The organism is Enterobacter sp. PI-10 (assembly GCF_027947695.1).
Classification (GTDB): Bacteria; Pseudomonadota; Gammaproteobacteria; order Enterobacterales; family Enterobacteriaceae; genus Enterobacter; species Enterobacter vonholyi.
This window is the reverse complement of the sequence record NZ_JAJNOG010000008.1, coordinates 16722-37522: the sequence shown is the minus strand read 5'-3', so window position 1 is coordinate 37522 and position 20801 is coordinate 16722. Positions and strand designations below refer to the sequence as shown.

The 20801-nt window shown below is 55.8% G+C and carries 18 protein-coding genes; 9 read left to right on the top strand and 9 right to left on the bottom strand.

Annotated elements, in window-relative coordinates:
* A complete protein-coding gene (aaeX, locus tag LRM19_RS16500; RefSeq protein WP_003860416.1) occupies positions 1-204 on the bottom strand; it encodes a p-hydroxybenzoic acid efflux pump operon protein AaeX in 204 nt (67 codons plus the stop codon).
* 180 nt (positions 205-384) lie between these two features.
* Here aaeX and aaeR point away from each other — a divergent pair, with 180 nt between their 5' ends.
* Positions 385-1311: an HTH-type transcriptional activator AaeR gene (aaeR, locus tag LRM19_RS16495; RefSeq protein WP_023616809.1), complete on the top strand. Its 927-nt coding sequence runs from the start codon at positions 385-387 to the stop codon at positions 1309-1311.
* 58 nt (positions 1312-1369) lie between these two features.
* On the opposite strand, the gene tldD is transcribed toward aaeR, so the two are convergent.
* From tldD to csrD, 8 genes are all read right to left on the bottom strand, one after another.
* The gene (tldD, locus tag LRM19_RS16490) at positions 1370-2815 is read right to left on the bottom strand and encodes a metalloprotease TldD (protein ID WP_127732430.1); all 1446 of its coding nucleotides are present in this window, start codon (positions 2813-2815) and stop codon (positions 1370-1372) included.
* 84 nt (positions 2816-2899) lie between these two features.
* On the bottom strand, positions 2900-6703 hold the full coding sequence (yhdP, locus tag LRM19_RS16485) for an AsmA2 domain-containing protein YhdP (RefSeq protein ID WP_271369469.1): 3804 nt from the start codon (positions 6701-6703) through the stop codon (positions 2900-2902).
* A gap of 40 nt (positions 6704-6743) precedes the next feature.
* Positions 6744-8213 (bottom strand): ribonuclease G, encoded by a 1470-nt coding sequence (gene rng / locus LRM19_RS16480; protein ID WP_111964993.1) that lies wholly within the window; start codon positions 8211-8213, stop codon positions 6744-6746.
* Entirely contained in the window at positions 8203-8796 is a 594-nt protein-coding gene (locus LRM19_RS16475) for a Maf family protein (RefSeq protein WP_271369468.1), read from the bottom strand. The genes rng and LRM19_RS16475 overlap by 11 nt, the downstream gene beginning before the upstream one ends.
* A gap of 9 nt (positions 8797-8805) precedes the next feature.
* Complete coding sequence (mreD, locus tag LRM19_RS16470; RefSeq protein WP_023309399.1) at positions 8806-9294, bottom strand: rod shape-determining protein MreD; 489 nt, start codon at positions 9292-9294, stop codon at positions 8806-8808.
* A complete protein-coding gene (gene mreC / locus LRM19_RS16465) occupies positions 9294-10310 on the bottom strand; it encodes a rod shape-determining protein MreC (RefSeq protein WP_023309400.1) in 1017 nt (338 codons plus the stop codon). The genes mreD and mreC overlap by 1 nt, the downstream gene beginning before the upstream one ends.
* Positions 10311-10372: 62 nt before the next feature.
* Positions 10373-11416 carry a rod shape-determining protein MreB gene (gene mreB, locus LRM19_RS16460; protein ID WP_000913396.1) on the bottom strand — a complete coding sequence of 348 codons (1044 nt, stop codon included), beginning with the start codon at positions 11414-11416 and terminating at the stop codon, positions 10373-10375.
* A gap of 282 nt (positions 11417-11698) precedes the next feature.
* On the bottom strand, positions 11699-13639 hold the full coding sequence (gene csrD / locus LRM19_RS16455; RefSeq protein ID WP_111964995.1) for an RNase E specificity factor CsrD: 1941 nt from the start codon (positions 13637-13639) through the stop codon (positions 11699-11701).
* A 183-nt stretch (positions 13640-13822) separates the two neighbouring features.
* Between csrD and acuI the strand changes: the two genes are divergently transcribed.
* From acuI to panF, 8 genes are all read left to right on the top strand, one after another.
* The gene (acuI, locus tag LRM19_RS16450) at positions 13823-14797 is read left to right on the top strand and encodes an acrylyl-CoA reductase (NADPH) (RefSeq protein ID WP_149367556.1); all 975 of its coding nucleotides are present in this window, start codon (positions 13823-13825) and stop codon (positions 14795-14797) included.
* A gap of 77 nt (positions 14798-14874) precedes the next feature.
* Positions 14875-15876 carry a protein-methionine-sulfoxide reductase catalytic subunit MsrP gene (gene msrP / locus LRM19_RS16445; protein ID WP_111964997.1) on the top strand — a complete coding sequence of 334 codons (1002 nt, stop codon included), beginning with the start codon at positions 14875-14877 and terminating at the stop codon, positions 15874-15876.
* Positions 15877-16476, top strand: a complete 600-nt coding sequence (gene msrQ / locus LRM19_RS16440; protein ID WP_271369467.1) for a protein-methionine-sulfoxide reductase heme-binding subunit MsrQ — start codon at positions 15877-15879, stop codon at positions 16474-16476.
* 234 nt (positions 16477-16710) lie between these two features.
* Complete coding sequence (gene aroQ, locus LRM19_RS16435; RefSeq protein ID WP_023309405.1) at positions 16711-17163, top strand: type II 3-dehydroquinate dehydratase; 453 nt, start codon at positions 16711-16713, stop codon at positions 17161-17163.
* A 21-nt stretch (positions 17164-17184) separates the two neighbouring features.
* On the top strand, positions 17185-17646 hold the full coding sequence (accB, locus tag LRM19_RS16430; RefSeq protein WP_010436174.1) for an acetyl-CoA carboxylase biotin carboxyl carrier protein: 462 nt from the start codon (positions 17185-17187) through the stop codon (positions 17644-17646).
* Positions 17647-17656: 10 nt separating this feature from the next.
* A complete protein-coding gene (accC, locus tag LRM19_RS16425) occupies positions 17657-19006 on the top strand; it encodes an acetyl-CoA carboxylase biotin carboxylase subunit (protein ID WP_003860388.1) in 1350 nt (449 codons plus the stop codon).
* 108 nt (positions 19007-19114) lie between these two features.
* A complete protein-coding gene (locus tag LRM19_RS16420) occupies positions 19115-19357 on the top strand; it encodes a YhdT family protein (protein ID WP_006178860.1) in 243 nt (80 codons plus the stop codon).
* A complete protein-coding gene (panF, locus tag LRM19_RS16415) occupies positions 19347-20798 on the top strand; it encodes a sodium/pantothenate symporter (protein ID WP_149367679.1) in 1452 nt (483 codons plus the stop codon). Before LRM19_RS16420 ends, panF begins: the two co-directional genes overlap by 11 nt.
* Positions 20799-20801: the final 3 nt, after the last annotated feature.

Here is a 20801-nt window from a genome sequence, read left to right as displayed (position 1 = left end):
TCAGACAAACATGCGCGATATCAGGTAAAACAGACAGCAATACAGCGCGGTATTGAACAATGCAGGGTGCCAGACGAAATCGTAGATCCCGGTAGGGACCAACACCTTGCGCACCAGCCAGAAGATCGCCAGTGATAAAAGAAGCTCGAAAAATATCGGTGGGAACGACAGACCGAACACCACGATAACGGGAAACAGACTCATGTTGACCTTGATAAGAGAGAGTGCAGGCTTCAGAATTTTTTTAGCGCACGCCATCGCAGGAGAGCAAGAAATGCCGGGCGAGAATGGCGCAGCCGTTATGTAATAAATAATATATTAACGTAACTGTTATGCTGTTATCTATAATATGTGATCTAAATCACTTTTAAGCCAGAGTGAACAATGGAACGTTTAAAACGCATGTCGGTCTTCGCCAAAGTGGTTGAACTGGGCTCCTTTACTGCCGCTGCACGCCAGCTTCAGATGAGCGTCTCATCCATCAGCCAGACGGTGTCCAAACTGGAAGATGAGCTTCAGGTCAAGCTGCTCAACCGCAGCACCCGCAGCATTGGCCTGACGGAAGCGGGCAAAATTTACTATCAGGGCTGTCGCCGTATGCTGCTGGAAGTGCAGGATGTTCACGAACAGCTCTACGCCTTCAACAACACCCCCATCGGCACGCTGCGCATCGGGTGTTCTTCAACTATGGCACAAAATGTTCTCGCTGCCATGACGGCGGATATGCTGAAAGAGTATCCCGGGCTTACCGTTAATCTGGTGACGGGTATCCCGGCACCGGACCTGATTGCCGACGGTCTGGACGTGGTGATCCGCGTCGGCGCGCTGCAGGATTCCAGCCTGTTCTCGCGTCGGCTGGGCAGCATGCCGATGGTCGTCTGCGCTTCGAAGAGCTATCTGGCCCAGTACGGTGTTCCGGAGAAACCCGCCGATCTCACCAACCACTCGTGGCTGGAATACAGCGTGCGGCCCGACAATGAATTTGAGCTGATTGCCCCGGAAGGGATCTCCACCAAACTGCTGCCGGAAGGGCGATTTGTCACTAACGATCCGATGACCATTTCGCGCTGGCTGGTGGCCGGCGCCGGGATTGCCTACGTGCCGTTAATGTGGGTCATCAACGAGATCAACAGCGGCGTGCTTGAGATCCTCTTCCCGCGCTACCAGTCCGATCCTCGTCCGGTGTACGCCCTGTATACCGAAAAAGACAAACTCCCGCTCAAGGTGCAGGTGTGTATTAACTATCTGACCGAGTATTTTGTTGACGTAGCAGAGCTGTTTCAGGGGATGCGGGGAAGAAGGAAAGAATAGGTTTTGTAATTCAAGACACCTCTCCCGGTTTGGGAGAGGGTTAGAGTGACGGGAAAACTTACGCCGTGCCGCCCACCGTCAGGTTGTCCACTTTCAGCGTTGGCTGGCCCACGCCAACCGGCAGGCTCTGGCCCTCTTTACCGCAGACGCCCACGCCGTTATCCAGCTTCAGATCGTTACCGACCATCGAGATCTGCTGCATGGCTTCAATACCGGAGCCAATCAGCGTCGCACCTTTCACCGCTTTGGTCACTTTGCCCTTCTCGATCAGGTACGCTTCTGAAGTAGAGAAGACAAACTTACCGGAGGTGATGTCCACCTGGCCGCCGCCAAAGTTTGGCGCAAAGATACCGTAATCAACGGATTCGATAATCTCCTGCGGCGTGGATTTACCCGGCAGCATATACGTGTTGGTCATGCGCGGCATCGGCAGGTGCGCGTAAGATTCGCGACGTCCGTTGCCCGTCGGCGCGACGCCCATCAGGCGCGCGTTGAGTTTGTCCTGCATGTAGCCTTTCAGCACGCCATTTTCGATCAGCACGTTGTACTGGCCGGGCGTACCTTCATCGTCGATAGCCACCGAGCCGCGACGATCGCGTATCGTGCCGTCATCCACCACGGTGCACAGTTCAGAGGAGACAAGCTGCCCGATCTGACCGCTGAACACCGACGTCCCGCGACGATTAAAGTCGCCTTCCAGGCCGTGGCCTACCGCCTCGTGTAGCAGCACGCCCGGCCAGCCAGCACCCAGCACCACCGGGAATGAGCCCGCCGGCGCCGCGACGGCATTCAGATTCACCAGCGCCATGCGCACGGCTTCTTTTGCCCACGCGTCAGCGCGCGCTTCACCGTCAACGTCGCCCAGGAACCAGTCATAGCCGAAACGACCGCCGCCACCGCTTGAGCCGCGCTCGCGTTTGCCATCGTCGTCGACCTGCACGCTGATGGAGAGACGTACCAGCGGGCGAACGTCTGCCGCCAGAGTGCCGTCCGTTGCCGCCACCAGAATCAGTTCATACACACCGCTCAGGCTGGCTGAAACTTCCTGCACGCGTTTATCCGCCGCGCGGGCGACTTTGTCCACGCGACGCAGGATATCCAGCTTCTCTTCACGGCTCATGCTCTGCAGAGGATCGATGCTGGTATAGAGCGCAGAGTGCTGCACTTCTCCAAGGGTTTTCACGCGACCATCGCCGGTATCACGCACAATGGTGCGCGCGGCCTGCGCGCTCTGCTCAAGTGCAGCCAGGCTAATCTGATCGGCATAGGCAAAACCGGTTTTCTCGCCGCTAACGGCGCGGACGCCGACGCCCTGGTCGATGTTGTAAGAGCCATCTTTAATGATGCTGTCTTCTAAAACCCAGGATTCGTGATAGCTCGACTGGAAATAAAGGTCGCCGTAGTCGAGACGGCGTTCGGTCAGTTGACCAAGAATGGAGAACAGGTCCTGATGATTCAGGCCGTTCGCGGCGAGCAAATGTTCACTTACCAGGTTCAGACTCATCGTATTGCTACTCGTTCGTTGCCGCCCGTGGCGGTATAAAGATCGTATTTATTGAGAGTGAGGCAATTACCTGCCCACGTCAAATCATTGCTGTGCATCTTTGCGCGGCTGGCGCAGCACCTCGTTAATCTGCGGTTTATCGACCGGACCGGTAATGCGGTAGCGCAGAATGGAGACCTTGCTCCACAGCGGCCCCAGCACTTTGCTGGCGGCAAACACCGCCGCACCGACAATCGGGTTCACCACAAAGGCCGCCGCAACGCCCACGCTCGCGGAAATTTCCGGTGCCACCACGGCTTCCATATCCAGTTCGCGGCGCACGAGGTTGACCGAGCCTTTCATGGCGATATCCGCTTCCAGGCCATCCACCAGCGTATCGTCCGTATGCAGAACGCCGTCCTTAATCCATGCCGTACTGCGGATGGAATCGTAGTAGAAACCTTCGCTGAACGTATCGCTGAAATCGAAGCGCAGCTTGCGCAGCAGCGCATCAAAACTCAGCAGGCGCAGGATCTGCCCGGCGCGCCCCGTGCTCACGTCGGCGATCTCACCTTTACCAAAGTGGGTTTTCAGAATGCCGTTCAGCGAGGCCTCATCCGGCTTCCACGGAGCGTCGCGCCAGTGAAGATCGTAATTAACATCAAATGACGAACCGCGCAGCGGCGTGCTGATACCAAAGAAATTGGCTGCCGCATCCAGCTTGTTGCCTTTGATGTCGCCCTTGAGGGACGTTCGCTGCTCGCCCGGGTTATTCACCCATTCCCCTGCGGCCGTCATGCGGCCAAAGCCGGTATCAACCAGGCCACCGGAGAGCGTAAGCGTGTTGGCCTGAATAGTGAAATCACCGTCAATACGGCCATATTTCTGCCCCCACAGCCAGCACTCAGCGCAGCGCAGCTGGAGATCGGGCCAGCCGCTAAAATCGACGCGGGAGGCATTACTCAGCGGAGACGCTTCTGCCGGTTTATCATTCCCGCTCGTGGCGCTTGCCGGGTTGTAGTAGAGATAGCGAATCGCCGCCTGCCATGGCGCGTGATTGCGCATGGTCAAAGTACCGTTGATCTCTCTGCCCTGGGCCTCTACCTTCGTGCCGTTAGCGCCAGGCTGCGAGACGATGCTCAGGTTGTTCCACTGCTGCCCGCCCAGCATCAGCGAAGGCGTACGTACGGTAATGGTTTGCGGGAACTGGGCGGTTTCATCAACGTTTTGCCCAACGCCTTTCTGGAACAGCGCTAGCCACTCTGCACCGTCCATCGGTGGGAGATTCAGCTCAACGCCCGTCTGCTCCGGCAGCGGCGGCGTGGAGCGGCTATCCGTTGTCCAGATGGCTTTGTCGAGGGTGAGCTTGCGGTTAAGCAACCAGCGGCTGTTGAAGTGGTTTGTCCCGCCCGCGCTGCCGGTCAGTGCGAAGCTGTTCAGGTTGCCATCGACGTTCAGCTTTACCGGCAGCGGCTGTCCGGCCTGTTTATCCAGCGGCGCTGGCAGCTGGCTTCGAATATTCTTCAGGTCACCCGTGATGTCGACCTTATACTGGGCGCCCGCGTGATAAGGCAGGTCGATTGCCACTTTACCCTGCCAGGCGACCGCGCCATCCACTGACGCCTCAATGGGCTTCGGCAGGACGTCCATACGCCCTGGCTGCCAGTTGCCGTCCAGATTGACGGCCACCTGATACGCCTTTTCACCCTCTGTGGTCGTGAAGTCGATATTCACGGGCTGATTAAACCAGCTGGCAGTAAGCGGCTCGCTCTTCATGTTACCGTTTTCAAAGCTGAACTGCCCGCTGAGATTTTTCAGCGTGCTCTCAAGGGGTTTGATGAACAGGCTGTTGTTTTTCAGGCGGACATCACCTTTGGCGGTGGTCATCTCTCCGTCCAGCGGGATATCAAGATGTAAGCGAGCATTCACATCGCCATCAAGCTGGAGCTGCTGAAGCGTCGCCGCCAGCGACTCTTTCAGCGGCGTCTCCTCAAAGTACGGTCCCACCGCCTTGCCGGGACCGTTGATCTCGGCATCAATCAGCAGCTTCTCTTTGGAGTAATCCGGGATGTTGGCCGTCAGGTTGCTGGCCGTCACGCCGCCCAGCGCTACGCTGTCGGACTTCATCCAGAGGCCGTCATTGAGGAAATTAAGTTCGATATCCAGGTTTTTCAGCGCGGGCCAGCCCGGCTGGAACGCGAAGGTAGCGTCATGCAGCGGGACCAGAACCTGGAACTGACCTTCATTGTGTTTGTACGGGAACAGATGGGGATTACCGCCGTAGACCAGCGTGGCATTATCCGCCTGACCGCCCTGAATCGCGCCGCTGAGATAGTCTACCAGCGCTTTCCCCATCAGGTTTTCAGGGAAATAGCGCCAGGCCTGGGAGCCATCATCGGTACTGATCCCGGCCAGAATCCCCAGCCATGGCTCATCGCCTTCAGGCTGCAGATAGCGGAAATCTCCGCGCGCGTGCACCGCTTTCGCTTTGACGTCGATATGCCGACCATCGAGCTGGAAACCCTTATCGTTACGGAGCCAGTTAAGCACTGCGTTGCCCTGTTCGATTTCCAGCGGCGCGCGGAAGACCGTCTCGTAAGGCATTTTGGCGTCGTGCATATCAACCGTCAGCCTGCCATTCTCCACGCTGCCTTCCAGCTTGCCGCTGAAGTGCTCCGCACCCGGCAGCAGCTTCCACTGTTTCCAGGCAAGATCTTTCCATGTCGCCTGGAAACGGGTTTTTTCCGTCGCCTGAAGCGGAATATCCAGCGCCAGAGAATCAATCTTTCCGCTCGGCTGCGTAGCCAGCCAGATCTCGCCCAGGTCAGGAGAGAGCTTTGCCGCCATCGAGCGTAGCCCTTCAATGGCGGCCAAATCCAGGTTACTGGCACGGATGCGCAGCTCGTCGCTGCGTTTACTGGCCGTGCCGCCAACGTCCTGCTCCGGCATCCAGGCCAGCGTCAGCGCACCGCGCGGCCACGGCTTGCCGTCCATCGTGATGCGCGTATCGGGAATGGCAAACTGCCAGCCCTCTTTCTCCTGCGTCACGTGCGCGGTGAGGTTATCGACGGAAAGCTGATGCTGTTGTTTTTCGCCTTTCCAGCTCGCGCCCCCCTGCTTGAGCCAGATATCACCGCTGGCAAATTCGCCTTTCGTCAGGGTCAACCAGCCCTCAAGGCTGAAGCGGGCCGTTTCCAGCTGCATGTTTTGCTGGAGCCAGTCGCCCAGCCACGGCTTGACGTCCACATCATCGGCCTGCAGCCAGACTTTGCCGTTATTTAACAGGCCGTCATCGTCGCGCAGATCCATACGCACCTGCATCACGCCGTGCTGGCCGTTCAGGCTCGAGAGATTGACCTGCCCCTCGGCGCGGTGCCGATCCTTACCGTTAAGCCAGGTAAGCTGCGGGATCGCCAGCTCGGCGCGCTGCCCGGAAAGGGTAATAAAGCTCACTTCGCTGTCGCGCAGATCGAAATGATCGAACTGGCGAAGGAAAAGATCGCTGAAGCGGTTGGCTTCAAGACCCTGACCGCTATCCCCGCCAGACAGCGGCGTATTGGTCAGGAACTTGAGTTGATAAAAGGTGAGATCGCGAAACTGCCAGCGCAGATGCAGCAGGCTTTGCCAGACGTCCAGCGCCAGGGTCACGCGTTTGATTTTCAGGTAGCCGCCATCTTTCAGGCTGGCGTTGATATCCCGGACATCGAGCGTCGGGCCAAAATTCTGCCAGTTAGCGCTAACCTGGCTTACGTTCACCGGCACGCCGGTGGTGGATTCGATTTTAGCCAGCAGCTGCGGTCGCCAGCTGTCCAGATGCGGTAATACGAGGCGTAGCCCGCTCACGAGCAACGCGACAATCACGACCAGCGTTGCCCCTGTAAGCAATAAAATCCCCGGCAATCGCCTCACGCATCTCTCCTTGTCAGCTTCGTCACGCAGCGTACTGCGCTTACATCATCACGACGTCAAACTGCTCCTGGTTATAGAGCGGTTCAATTTGTACTTTTACCTGTTTGCCGACAAAGATTTCCACTTCCGCCAGCGCGTGTGACTCTTCGCCTTTCAGCGCTTCAGCCACCGCAGGGGAAGCATAGACCAGAAAACGATCGGAGTCGTAGGCATGATGAACACGGACGATTTCACGCATAATTTCGTAGCAGACGGTCTCAACCGTCTTTACCGTTCCGCGTCCATGGCAGGTTGGGCATTCATTGCACAGCACATGCTCCACGCTCTCGCGGGTACGCTTACGCGTCATTTCCACCAGCCCCAGCTGCGAGAAGCCGTTAATGCTGGTTTTCACGCGGTCTTTGCTCAGCGCCTGCTCAAGCGAGTGCAGCACGCGGCGACGATGGTCTTCATTACTCATATCGATGAAGTCGATGATGATAATGCCGCCCAGATTGCGCAGACGAAGCTGGCGCGCAATGGCCTGCGTGGCTTCGATATTGGTGTTGAAGATGGTGTCATCGAGATTGCGATGGCCGACAAAAGCGCCGGTATTGATATCGACGGTAGTCATCGCTTCGGTCTGATCGATGATCAGATAGCCGCCTGACTTAAGCTCGACCTTACGCTCCAGCGCACGCTGGATCTCGTTTTCGACATCATAGAGATCGAAGATCGGCTGACGCCCGGTGTAGTGCTCCAGCAGGCCAGGCATCTCGGGGATATATTCGGCGGTAAACTCGAGCAGGGCCTCGTACGTCAGACGAGAGTCCACGCGAATGCGGTCGAGCTGCGCGTCGGCAAAGTCACGCAGAACGCGCTGCGCCAGCGCCAGCTCACCATAGAGCTGATAGCGGGTCTGGTTACGTTTTTTACGCTCCATCACTTTTGTCCAGACGCGCTTCAGGTAAGCCGCATCCGACGCCAAGTCTTCCTCGCTGATCCCTTCCGCGGCGGTACGGATGATAAATCCGCCCTGTTCATCGCAGTAGGCGCTGACCACTTTCTTCAGACGCTCGCGCTCGGTTTCACTCTCAATACGCTGCGAAACGCCCACGTGCGACGCGCCGGGCATAAAGACCAGATAGCGGGAAGGTAAGGTGATGTCGGTGGTCAGACGGGCGCCTTTGGTGCCGAGGGGATCTTTCACCACTTGCACCATCAGATCCTGTCCCTGACGCACCAGTTCAGAAATGTCGCGTACGGCAAACTGCTTTTGCTCTTCGCCCGCGACGCACTCGGTGTGCGGCATGATATCGGAGGCATGTAAAAATGCCGCCTTATCGAGTCCAATATCTACAAAAGCCGCCTGCATACCCGGTAGTACACGACTGACACGACCTTTGTAGATATTGCCTACTATTCCGCGCCGCGCTTCACGCTCAATATGAATTTCCTGAAGAATGCCACCATCGATATAGGCCACACGGGTTTCCGAGGGCGTTACGTTTACCAACAATTCAGCCGTCATAATTATCCCTTCCCTCACGCAGTGAGTTAAAATTGCTCAGCAACTCATACGTTTCCACCAGCGGTAAGCCGACTACGGCGTGATAGCTGCCATGAATCTTCCTGACAAAACAGCCACCCAGCCCCTGAATACCGTATGCACCTGCTTTATCCATCGGTTCACCGCTGGCAATATAAGCGGCGATGTCGTCGTCGGTAAGTACTCTGAAGGTCACTTCCGTCACCACCAGGCAGTCCAGCACGTGCTGGCTGTCAGCCAGCGCGACGGCCGTCATCACCTGATGCGTTTGTCCGGACAGCTTGCGCAGCATGCGCGCTGCATGATCGGCGTCGTGCGGTTTCTCCAGCACTTCACCGTTCAGGATAACGATGGTATCTGCCCCCAGCACGGGAAGATCGCGTGGCACACTGGCCACGCCCGCCTGCGCTTTCTCCCGCGCCAGACGTAACACGTACTGTTGAGCGCTTTCGCCCTCAGCACGTTTTTCTTCAATGCCGGTCACGATGCGTTCAAAAGATACCCCTAGCTGCGTCAGGAGTTCCTGACGGCGCGGGGAGCCGGAAGCGAGATACAAAGACGTCATAGAAACCTTTTATTGCACAGCAAACTGCTGGCGAACCTTACGCATCAGCAGGAATAACCAAGGCCAGAGCACACCGTTTACTACACTACTCCAGAACACTTCCGGTCGGAAAGAGACGTTGATCACTAAAAACTCTGCCCAGAAAACAACGATATCCGCAGCGAGCGACAATAGCATCACCACCAGGGCCTGTTGCCAGAGCGCAAGGTTACGAAAGAGCTGGAATTTGAGTGCGACGAGGTACGCAATAATGCTCATGGACAAGGCGCGCACGCCAAGCGTAGAGCCGCTAATGAGATCCAGTATGGCACCCATCACAAAACCTGTGCCGACATTTACGCGATGCGGCAGGGCAAGGATCCAGTAGAGCAAAATGAGCAATACCCAGTTTGGCCGGAAAACGAGAATGTCATCCGGCCAGGGCATAACCTGCAGTAACAGTGCAATAAGAAACGAGAGCCAGATGACCCAGCGTCCCTGGCTACGATAGCTTGCCACTACTGCCCTCCCGAAGAGAGTTTAGGCGGTGGCGGCGCATCCGGCAGCGGCTGCGTTAACCCGGTTGCCGGCGCCGGGACTGGCGCAGGCGGCCCCATGGAATCCGCAGGCGGAAGAACCTGCGGCATCATCTGCATCAGGCGCTCGTTTGCCACTCGATGGACCTCTTCAGGCGTCATCGGGTTAGCCCCGTTACGATCGGCACCCCACAGCAGCAGCAGATAGCGCAGACGCTGCAAACCAGCAGTTGGACGCGCCTGAATCACGGTATAGGCACGCTGGGTATCCAGCTTGACCGAAGAGACCACCGCAACCGGATAGCCTTCAGGGAAGCGTCCACCCAGACCAGACGTCACCAGCACGTCGCCTACGCGGATATCCGTGTTAGCCGGCAGGTGTTCCAGCTGCAGGTCGTCCGTACAGCCGTTACCGGCCGCGATCACGCGGATGTCATTGCGCAGGACCTGGATCGGCAGCGCATGCGTGGCATCGCAAATCAGCAGCACGCGGCTGGTCAGTTTAGCCACGGCAACAACCTGGCCTACTACGCCTTTATCGCTGATAACTGGCTGGCCTTCATACACCCCGTTCACGCTGCCTTTGTCGATCACAACCTGATCGCTATAGGGGTCGTTCACGGTGGAGATCACCTGCGTGACCATTTTCTGCTCATCCTGACGCAGCGGCGAGCCGAGCAGTTCACGCAGGCGCGCGTTTTCCTGCTTGTATTGCCCCAGCATCAGCAGTTCGCTGTTTTTCAGCAACAGTTCCTGACGTAATGCCCGGTTTTCGAGTTCGAGTTGGTCACGCGAAGACAGCGTTTGAGAAACGGAGTCGAGCAGTTCACGGGGACCATTTGAAACAAAGTAGAAAGGACTGACGGCGGTATCCATGTACGTTCTGATCTGGCTGAACGTACCGAGGCGGCTATCGGCAATAATGACCCCAAGCGCAACCAGAACCGCCAGAATGAGGCGAAACTGTAGCGATGGGCCACGGCTAAAAATTGGCTTCATAGGCTATGCGTATTCTCGCGTCAGAGAGAAAGGGTAGCAAATTGCTACCCTCTCAAACTCGACTACTCTTCGCTGAACAAATCGCCGCCGTGCATGTCGATCATTTCCAGCGCCTTGCCACCACCACGGGCGACGCAAGTCAGTGGATCTTCTGCAACTACGACAGGAATACCTGTCTCTTCCATTAACAGGCGGTCGAGGTTACGCAGCAGCGCACCACCACCGGTCAGAACCATACCGCGCTCGGAGATATCGGACGCCAGCTCTGGTGGACACTGTTCCAGCGCGACCATTACCGCGCTCACGATGCCCGTCAGTGGTTCCTGCAGTGCTTCCAGAATTTCGTTGGAGTTCAGGGTGAAACCGCGTGGAACACCCTCAGCCAGGTTACGGCCACGTACTTCGATCTCACGCACTTCATCGCCCGGATACGCAGAGCCGATTTCATGTTTGATACGCTCTGCGGTGGCTTCACCGATCAGAGAGCCGTAGTTACGGCGCACATAATTAATGATGGCTTCGTCGAAGCGGTCACCACCGATACGTACGGAAGAGGAGTACACCACGCCGTTCAGAGAGATAACGGCCACTTCAGTGGTACCACCACCGATATCCACCACCATGGAACCGGTCGCTTCAGACACAGGCAGACCTGCACCGATTGCCGCCGCCATTGGCTCTTCAATCAGGAACACTTCACGCGCACCTGCACCCTGGGCAGATTCACGGATTGCGCGACGTTCAACCTGGGTTGCGCCAACCGGCACACACACCAGAACACGCGGGCTTGGACGCATGAAGCTGTTGCTGTGAACCTGCTTGATGAAGTGCTGAAGCATTTTTTCAGTCACGAAGAAGTCGGCGATAACGCCGTCTTTCATTGGGCGGATAGCGGCAATGTTGCCTGGGGTACGACCCAGCATCTGCTTCGCGTCATGACCCACTGCGGCCACGCTTTTTGGCGAGCCTGCACGATCCTGACGAATGGCCACAACGGAAGGCTCATTCAATACGATGCCTTGTCCTTTTACATAAATAAGGGTATTCGCGGTACCCAGGTCAATGGACAGGTCATTGGAAAACATGCCACGAAATTTTTTCAACATACTAAGGGATAATCCTGAAAGCTGGGGCGGAAAACAAAATCCGCTTACTTTACCAACCACACGCAGCAGCGACAAGGCGCAAAAATCATCTGCAACGGTGAAAATTTATGCAGTACGTTTCCTGATGTTACAAAATCATCCCCTGACTCCTTCAGGGCTGAGTAAACAGTTGCGTTCCCCACTGACGTTTGTAACCCATTAAAGGTCGTTCACTGGCTTTTTGCTCGACATACTCAAAGCTACAGGCGCGATATTCTACGTGAAAACAGCGTAAACGGCAGGTCAAACAGAGTATCTTTGCAAATATTTTTTCACGTTGGTGTCAAGCGGTTGAGAGGCAGCAAAAAAATCCCCCTGACCACCCATCACGCCGCGCGCTGTTAACATCTGCCATTCGCTTCTGGAGCGCACGCCCGTGGCAAACACTTGTGTTCGCGTTCCCTTGCATGCTTCTACCAGACTCTGTACCAGAAGCTGGTTTTCCGTACGCTTCTCAATATTTCTTACCAGCCCCGGATGTAGCTTTAATAACTCCACATCCAGTTCCTTGATCCAGTTGGTACTGACCAGCGTTAAACCAGCCTGCGTCACCGCTACACGCGCACCGAGCGCATTGATCAAACGTACCACCGGACGTAACCGGCTGATGTGTTGACCTACATCGGCCTCAGCAAGTTCAAAAATAATGTGTTTGCGCTGTGATTTTTCGCATTGCATTAATGTATCACGTAGCCAGCGCTGAAAACGTGGGCGTATTAACGACTCAACAGTGACCTGTAACGCCAGGTTTTCTTCAGGCCAGAAGGATAAAAACGGAATCAGCCGGGTAATTTGCTGGCGGTCATACTCTTCTGACAGCCCAAATTGCAGCACCATCGGCAGATATTCCGCCGAAATGACCTCTTCGGTACCGTCAAAAATACGACACATCAGTTCACGGTGATGAACATTGCCGTTTTTCATCACCGCGGGTTTTTGATAAATACGCGGTCCGCCGCGGCTAAGCATTTGCTCAATCAGCGTTCGCCAGCGCACGTTGCCGCGCCCTTTTTCCGGCAGCGAGTCATCATACACCGCCCATCCGTTCGCCCCCTGTAAGACAGCGTTGCGGGTAGCGGCTTCCGCATGTTCCATTACCTGTTCTGTCGATTGTCCGCCACGCCAGGCGCAGATCCCCATATGGACCATATCGTCCCTGTCGAGCATTTTGCTCTGCGGCAGCGCATCCACCGCCTTCAGCAGCTGGCTGGCGATGCTTTCCGACTCCTTCAGCGTACGGTGCGGCAGTAACACGGCAAAGTCACTGCGGTGATAGCGGGCCAGTAATGCGCCCGGGTAGCGCATAATAAAGGTGGAGAGCAGATTGATTAGCGTAAAGAGATTTTCTTCCGCGGCCCGCTGTCCCCAGGTGTCGCGCAGGAGATCGAAATCGGGCAGGCGAATCATCATCACTACCCCATGTGTCCCCACTTTTTCTGAATCGTCGAGCAGCGTGGCCAGCTGATTATCAAAGAAAAGACGATTGTTAAGGCCAGTTTTATTATCCTGCGCAGCATAAGAGCGGATCAGCGTATCCATACGGCTGCGCTGGTCGCTGGCAAACTGGACTTCGGAGAGCAAGGTATCCAGCGCGCTGCTGGCGCGTGAAGGCCATTCATGAACCGAGCCGCGCACCTGCGGGCCGCGTTCACCGTTCAGGATACGTACGGAGCGCATCTCCAGCAGCTCCTGGCCGGAGAGCTGGCGGCGCAGCCAGCGGACCGCGAGAAAGATCAGCAGGACGATAAACGCCACCGCGACGGTGAGCGGCGCGGTGGTCATCATGGATCGGAAATAGCTGGCCATCGGATCGAGATAGACCATGCGTATGGTCATCCCTGGATTTTTGAGGGAATGCACCGTTACTTCCCGATACTGGCTCACCACGCCCGCAGGTCGATAGCTCCCCGGCCGTTCATGGCTTAAAACACGATGCTTTCCCTGCTGAATGTCGATCTGAACAATATCAACAGGTACCATCAACTCATCAAGCTCACTGGTAAGCGTTGGTAGCGGCGTCGTTAGCAGACGCGTATCAATCACCGACGCGACAGACTGTACCCGATTGACCAGTTTGTCCTGAATGGCGTTGTAAAAGCTGAGAGAGCAGCCCAGAAGGGTGACAAAAATGGTAAGACCCGTCAGCAAGGTGATAAAAGCTGAGAACTTCGTCGTTAATCGCATCCTTGAGATTACTCCGTGGGTTGATGGGGGTAGCGAGTAAGCGCTAACTTGCATTTCAAATGCGGCATACTACCAAATCGGGTGTATCTGGCAATTTATTGCGTTAAATCGGCACTGCGTTTCCCTGAGCGAGTATAGTCTTCAGAAATTATTTTCCAATCATATGAGTTGAGAGGACCCCGTATGCAGGCTTTGATCTTAGAACAGCAGGACGGCAAAACGCTCGCCTCAGTGCAGCCGGTAGAAGAGAGCCGCCTGCCGGAAGGCGAAGTAACCGTCGACATCGACTGGTCCAGTTTAAATTATAAAGATGCGCTGGCTATTACAGGTAAGGGTAAAATCATCCGAAATTTCCCTATGGTGCCTGGTATTGATTTCGCGGGCCGGGTTCATACCAGCGAGGATCCGCGCTTCCATCCGGGCCAGCAGGTGCTGCTCACCGGCTGGGGTGTGGGTGAAAATCACTGGGGTGGGCTGGCCACGCAGGCGCGCGTGAAGGGCGACTGGCTGGTGCCGATGCCGAAAGGCATGGATGGCCGCAAGGCGATGATCGTCGGTACAGCAGGCTTTACCGCCATGCTGTGCGTGATGGCGCTGGAAGATGCGGGTATCCGCCCTGAGTCGGGTGACATTGTCGTCACCGGCGCCAGCGGCGGCGTGGGCAGCACGGCTGTCACGCTGCTCCACAAGCTGGGCTATCAGGTCGCTGCGGTTTCCGGCCGTGAAAGCACCCATGACTATCTGCGCCAGCTCGGTGCAAACCGCATTCTCAGCCGTGACGAATTCGCTGAAACCCGTCCGCTGGAAAAACAGGTCTGGGCAGGGGCTGTGGATACCGTAGGTGATAAGGTGCTGGCAAAAGTCCTGGCGCAGATGAACTACGGCGGCTGCGTGGCAGCCTGCGGTCTGGCGGGCGGATTTGCCCTGCCAACCACCGTGATGCCGTTTATTCTGCGTAACGTCCGCCTGCAGGGCGTGGATTCCGTGATGACCCCTGCGGCTCGTCGCCATGAAGCCTGGGAACGGCTGGTGCGCGATCTGCCGGAATCTTTCTATACCCAGAGCGCGACGGAGATAAACCTGAGCCAGGCGCCGGAATATGCCTCTAAGATCATGGATAACCAGTTCCACGGTCGCGCGCTGGTGAAAATCGCCTAATCTTCAAATTTTCGTGACATATTCGCGCGAATCACTCTCCTCCGTCATGCTTAGGAAAACGCATGACGGAGGATGCCATGAAAAACCGAAAACTGACGGAAGCCGACGTAACGTCTGAGTCTGTCTTTATGCTACAGCGCCGCCAGATCCTGAAAATGCTTGGCATCAGCGCCACCGCGCTCTCGCTCTCGCCTTCGGCTCACGCCGACCTGCTCGACTGGTTTAAAGGCAACGATCGGCCAAAGGCTCCTTCCGGCGCCCCGCTCACCTTTACGAAACCAGCTGAATGGCAAAACAAACTGACGCTTACGCCGGAAGATAAAGTCACCGGCTACAACAACTTCTACGAATTTGGTCTCGACAAGGCCGATCCTGCCGCCAACGCGGGAAGCCTCAAAACCGATCCGTGGACGCTGAAGATTGATGGCGAAGTGGCGAAACCCCTGACGCTGGACCACCACGATCTCACCACCCGTTTCCCGCTCGAAGAGCGTATCTATCGCATGCGCTGCGTGGAGGCCTGGTCGATGGTAGTGCCCTGGGTCGGCTTCCCGCTGCATAAATTGCTGGCGATGGTTGAGCCCACCAGCAATGCAAAATATGTCGCCTTCCAGACGCGGTATGCGCCGGACGAGATGCCCGGGCAGAAAGATCGGTTTATCGGCGGCGGGCTTGATTATCCGTATGTGGAAGGGTTACGTCTCGACGAAGCTATGCACCCCCTCACCCTGCTGACCGTCGGCGTGTACGGTAAAGCGCTTCCGCCGCAGAACGGTGCCCCCATCCGTTTAACCGTACCGTGGAAATATGGCTTCAAAGGGATTAAATCTATCGTCAGCATCAAGCTTACCCGTGAACGTCCACCAACCACGTGGAATCTGGCGGCCCCGGACGAATACGGTTTCTTCGCCAACGTGAACCCGCATGTGGATCATCCACGCTGGTCGCAAGCGACCGAGCGGTTTATTGGTTCCGGCGGTGCGCTGGACGTGAAGCGCCAGCCGACGCTGCTGTTTAACGGTTATGCGGATGAAGTGGCCTCGCTTTATCGTGGTCTCAACTTACGGGAGAACTTCTGAGTGCGTTTAACGGCAAAACAGATTACCTGGCTGAAAGTGCTTCTGCACCTGGCCGGGGTATTTCCTTTTATATGGCTGTTCTGGGCCGCCAGCCAGGGGCTCTTTAGCGCAGACCCGGCCAAGGATATCCAGCATTTTACCGGTCGGATGGCTCTGAAATTTTTGCTGGCCACCTTGCTCGTCTCGCCGCTGGCGCGCTACGCTAAACAGCCCTTATTGATACGCACCCGTCGGCTGTTAGGACTATGGTGTTTTGCCTGGGCAACGCTGCACCTTACCAGCTATGCCCTGCTGGAACTGGGAATTAACAATCTGGCGCTGCTTGGCCGCGAACTGGTGACACGCCCTTATCTGACCCTGGGCATCGTGAGCTGGGTGATTTTACTGGCGTTAGCGCTGACCTCCACGCAATATGCACAGCGAAAACTGGGCAGGCGCTGGCAGCTGCTGCACAACTTCGTCTATCTTGTCGCGATCCTCGCTCCCCTTCATTACCTGTGGTCAGTGAAGATCCTCTCCCCGCAGCCGGTCCTGTACGCACTGGCCGCCGTGGCGCTTTTAGCATGGCGTTATAAGAAGTTCCGCCAGTGGTTGCGATAGTTCGCGAAACTGTGCGTTTTCCCGCAGATTACCCGTCAACCGCAAATCTTTTTCGGATAGCGGTTGATAATCTTCCCTGATAAGACCAGTATTTAGCTGCTAAATGCTACGAAATCGTTATAATGTGCGACCTTGGTTCGCCTGACAGCGGTTTTAAGCCTCTGAAAAGGTGACATTTGCGTTTCGAAGGTATATTTTGTTTTTTACCCGAAAATCGCAGGAGATAGCGGCATAATGACTGATAAGTTCCATATCTTAGTTTTGAACGGACCGAACCTGAACATGCTCGGCACCCGTGAGCCAGAGAAGTACGGCACGCTGACATTGAGTGAAATTGTTAACCGTCTTGGAACGGAAGCAGCGTCGCTGAATGTGGATTTGGATCATTTTCAGTCGAATGCGGAGTACGCACTCATCGACCGTATTCATCAGGCTAAAGACAATGTGGACTATATCCTGATCAATCCGGCCGCGTTTACGCACACAAGTGTTGCTATCCGCGACGCACTGCTCGCGGTGAGTATCCCGTTTATCGAGATCCACCTGAGTAACGTGCACGCCCGAGAGCCGTTCCGCCACCATTCGTATCTGTCGGATATCGCTGCTGGCGTTATCTGTGGACTGGGCGCAGACGGCTATTCATACGCTTTACAGACAGCGGTAAAACGCTTGTCACAATCACACTAAACAAGAGTACGGAACCCACTCATGGATATTCGTAAGATTAAAAAACTGATCGAGCTGGTTGAAGAATCAGGCATCTCCGAACTGGAAATTTCTGAAGGCGAAGAGTCTGTACGCATCAGCCGTGCAGCCCCAGCCGCTAGCTTCCCGGTAATGCAGCAGGCTTATGCTGCGCCAGTGCAGCAGCCTGCGCTCTCCGCAGCCGTTGCACCAGCAGCTGAAGCCGCACCTGCCGCTGCAGCAGAAATCAGTGGTCACATCGTACGTTCCCCAATGGTTGGTACTTTCTACCGCACCCCGAGCCCTGACGCGAAGGCGTTCATCGAAGTGGGTCAGAAAGTCAACGTCGGCGATACCCTGTGCATCGTTGAAGCGATGAAAATGATGAACCAGATCGAAGCAGACAAATCAGGTACTGTGAAAGCGATTCTGGTCGAAAGTGGTCAGCCGGTTGAATTTGACGAGCCGCTGGTCGTCATCGAGTAACGAGGCGTACATGCTGGATAAAATTGTTATCGCCAACCGCGGCGAGATCGCACTGCGTATTCTTCGTGCCTGTAAAGAACTGGGCATCAAGACCGTCGCTGTGCACTCAAGCGCGGATCGCGATTTAAAACACGTATTGCTTGCGGATGAGACGGTCTGTATTGGCCCGGCTCCGTCCGTAAAAAGCTATCTGAACATCCCGGCTATCATTAGTGCCGCTGAAATCACCGGCGCGGTGGCAATTCATCCGGGTTATGGCTTCCTCTCTGAGAACGCCAACTTTGCTGAGCAGGTTGAACGCTCTGGCTTCATTTTCATCGGCCCGAAAGCCGACACCATCCGCCTGATGGGCGACAAAGTGTCTGCAATCACCGCCATGAAAAAAGCCGGTGTTCCAACCGTACCAGGCTCTGACGGCCCTCTGACCGACGACATGGATGCTAACCGTGCTCATGCTAAACGCATTGGCTACCCGGTTATCATCAAGGCGTCCGGCGGCGGCGGCGGTCGCGGTATGCGCGTTGTGCGTAGCGATGCTGAACTGGCGCAGTCCATCTCCATGACCAAAGCAGAAGCGAAAGCCGCTTTCAGCAATGACATGGTATACATGGAAAAATACCTGGAAAACCCACGCCACATCGAAATTCAGGTGCTGGCTGACGGTCAGGGCAACGCAATCTATCTGGCAGAACGTGACTGCTCCATGCAGCGTCGTCACCAGAAAGTGGTCGAAGAAGCACCAGCGCCGGGCATTACCCCGGAACTGCGTCGCTACATCGGCGAGCGTTGCGCTAAAGCGTGTGTCGATATCGGCTATCGTGGAGCGGGTACCTTTGAGTTCCTGTTCGAGAACGGCGAGTTCTATTTCATCGAAATGAACACCCGTATTCAGGTTGAGCATCCGGTTACCGAAATGATCACCGGCGTTGACCTGATCAAAGAGCAGCTGCGTATCGCTGCAGGCCAGCCGCTTTCCATCAAGCAGGAAGAAGTTGTGGTGAAAGGCCATGCGGTAGAATGCCGTATCAACGCCGAAGACCCGAACACCTTCCTGCCAAGCCCGGGCAAAATCACGCGTTTCCACGCGCCGGGTGGCTTTGGCGTGCGCTGGGAGTCTCATATCTACGCCGGTTACACCGTACCGCCGTACTATGACTCAATGATCGGCAAGCTCATCTGCTACGGCGAAAATCGTGACGTGGCGATTGCCCGCATGAAGAATGCCCTGCAGGAGCTGATCATCGACGGTATCAAAACCAACGTTGATCTGCAGATGCGCATCATGAGCGACGAGCACTTCCAGAATGGTGGAACTAACATCCACTATCTGGAGAAAAAACTCGGTCTGAACGAGAAGTAAGAAACCTGTGTTGCTAAAAGGCCGGATTATCCGGCCTTTTTTATTTCTGGGGCCTGGAAAGGCTCATCATGTACAATCCCCGCTTTCTTCATCCACAAGGGACAATAAATGGACAAACGTTTTGTTCAGGCCCATAAAGAAGCGCGCTGGGCGCTGTGGCTGACCCTTCTCTATCTCGCAGCATGGTTGGTAACTGCTTACTTACCTGACTCCGCTATTGGCATCACCGGCCTGCCGCACTGGTTCGAAATGGCGTGCCTGTTGGTACCGCTGGTCTTCATCCTGCTGTGCTGGGCAATGGTGAAATTCATCTATCGCGATATCCCGCTGGAGGACGATGATGCAGCTTGAAGTCATTCTGCCGCTTATCGCTTACTTGTTAGTGGTGTTTGGTTTATCCGTTTACGCCATGCGTAAAAGAACGACGGGCACCTTCCTGAACGAGTATTTTCTTGGTAGCCGCTCGATGGGCGGCGTCGTGCTGGCCATGACGCTGACCGCGACCTACATCAGTGCCAGTTCGTTTATCGGCGGACCCGGAGCAGCCTATAAATATGGGTTAGGCTGGGTGCTTCTGGCGATGATCCAGCTTCCAGCCGTCTGGCTCTCACTGGGCATACTGGGCAAAAAATTTGCCATTCTGGCGCGCCGTTATAATGCCGTGACGCTCAATGATATGCTGTTTGCCCGCTATCAGAGCCGTTTACTGGTGTGGCTGGCCAGCTTAAGCCTGCTGGTGGCCTTTATTGGCGCAATGACGGTGCAGTTTATTGGCGGGGCACGTCTGCTGGAAACGGCGGCCGGGATCCCCTACGAAACAGGCTTGATCATCTTCGGAGTCAGCATTGCGCTGTATACCGCGTTCGGCGGATTCCGCGCCAGCGTGCTGAACGATACTATGCAGGGATTGGTGATGCTTGTTGGCACCATTGTTCTGCTGGTGGGCATTGTGCATGCTGCTGGTGGCCTGAGCCACGCAGTCGAAACGCTGGAAACCATCGACCCGAAACTGGTCTCTCCGCAGGGCGCAGATGACATCCTTTCGCCAACCTTTATGACCTCGTTCTGGGTGTTGGTGTGCTTTGGAGTGATTGGCCTGCCGCATACCGCCGTGCGCTGTATCTCTTACAAAGACAGCAAAGCCGTGCACAGAGGTATCATTATCGGCACTATCGTGGTTGCGATCCTGATGTTTGGTATGCACCTGGCGGGCGCGTTAGGTCGGGCAGTTATTCCTGACCTTACCGTACCCGATCTGGTTATCCCAACCCTGATGGTTAAAGTGCTGCCGCCATTTGCCGCCGGGATCTTCCTCGCCGCCCCGATGGCCGCCATTATGTCGACAATCAACGCTCAGCTGCTGCAAAGTTCCGCTACGATCATTAAAGATCTCTATCTGAACCTGCGTCCTGAGCAGGCAGAGAATGAACGGCGCCTGAAGCGCATGTCGGCCATTATTACTCTGGCGTTAGGGGCATTGCTGCTGTTAGCCGCATGGCGCCCGCCTGAGATGATCATCTGGCTGAACCTGCTGGCGTTTGGTGGGCTTGAAGCGGTATTCCTGTGGCCGCTGGTGTTAGGGCTCTACTGGGAACGCGCAAACGCTGCGGGCGCGCTGAGCGGCATGATTGTCGGCGGTGTGCTGTACGCCGTCCTTGCAACGTTTAAGATTCAGTACCTGGGCTTTCATCCGATTGTGCCTTCGTTACTGCTAAGTTTACTGGCGTTTGTGGTGGGGAACCGTTTCGGTCAGCCCGTCCCACAGCCCGCTATGATTTCTACTGATAAATAAAGA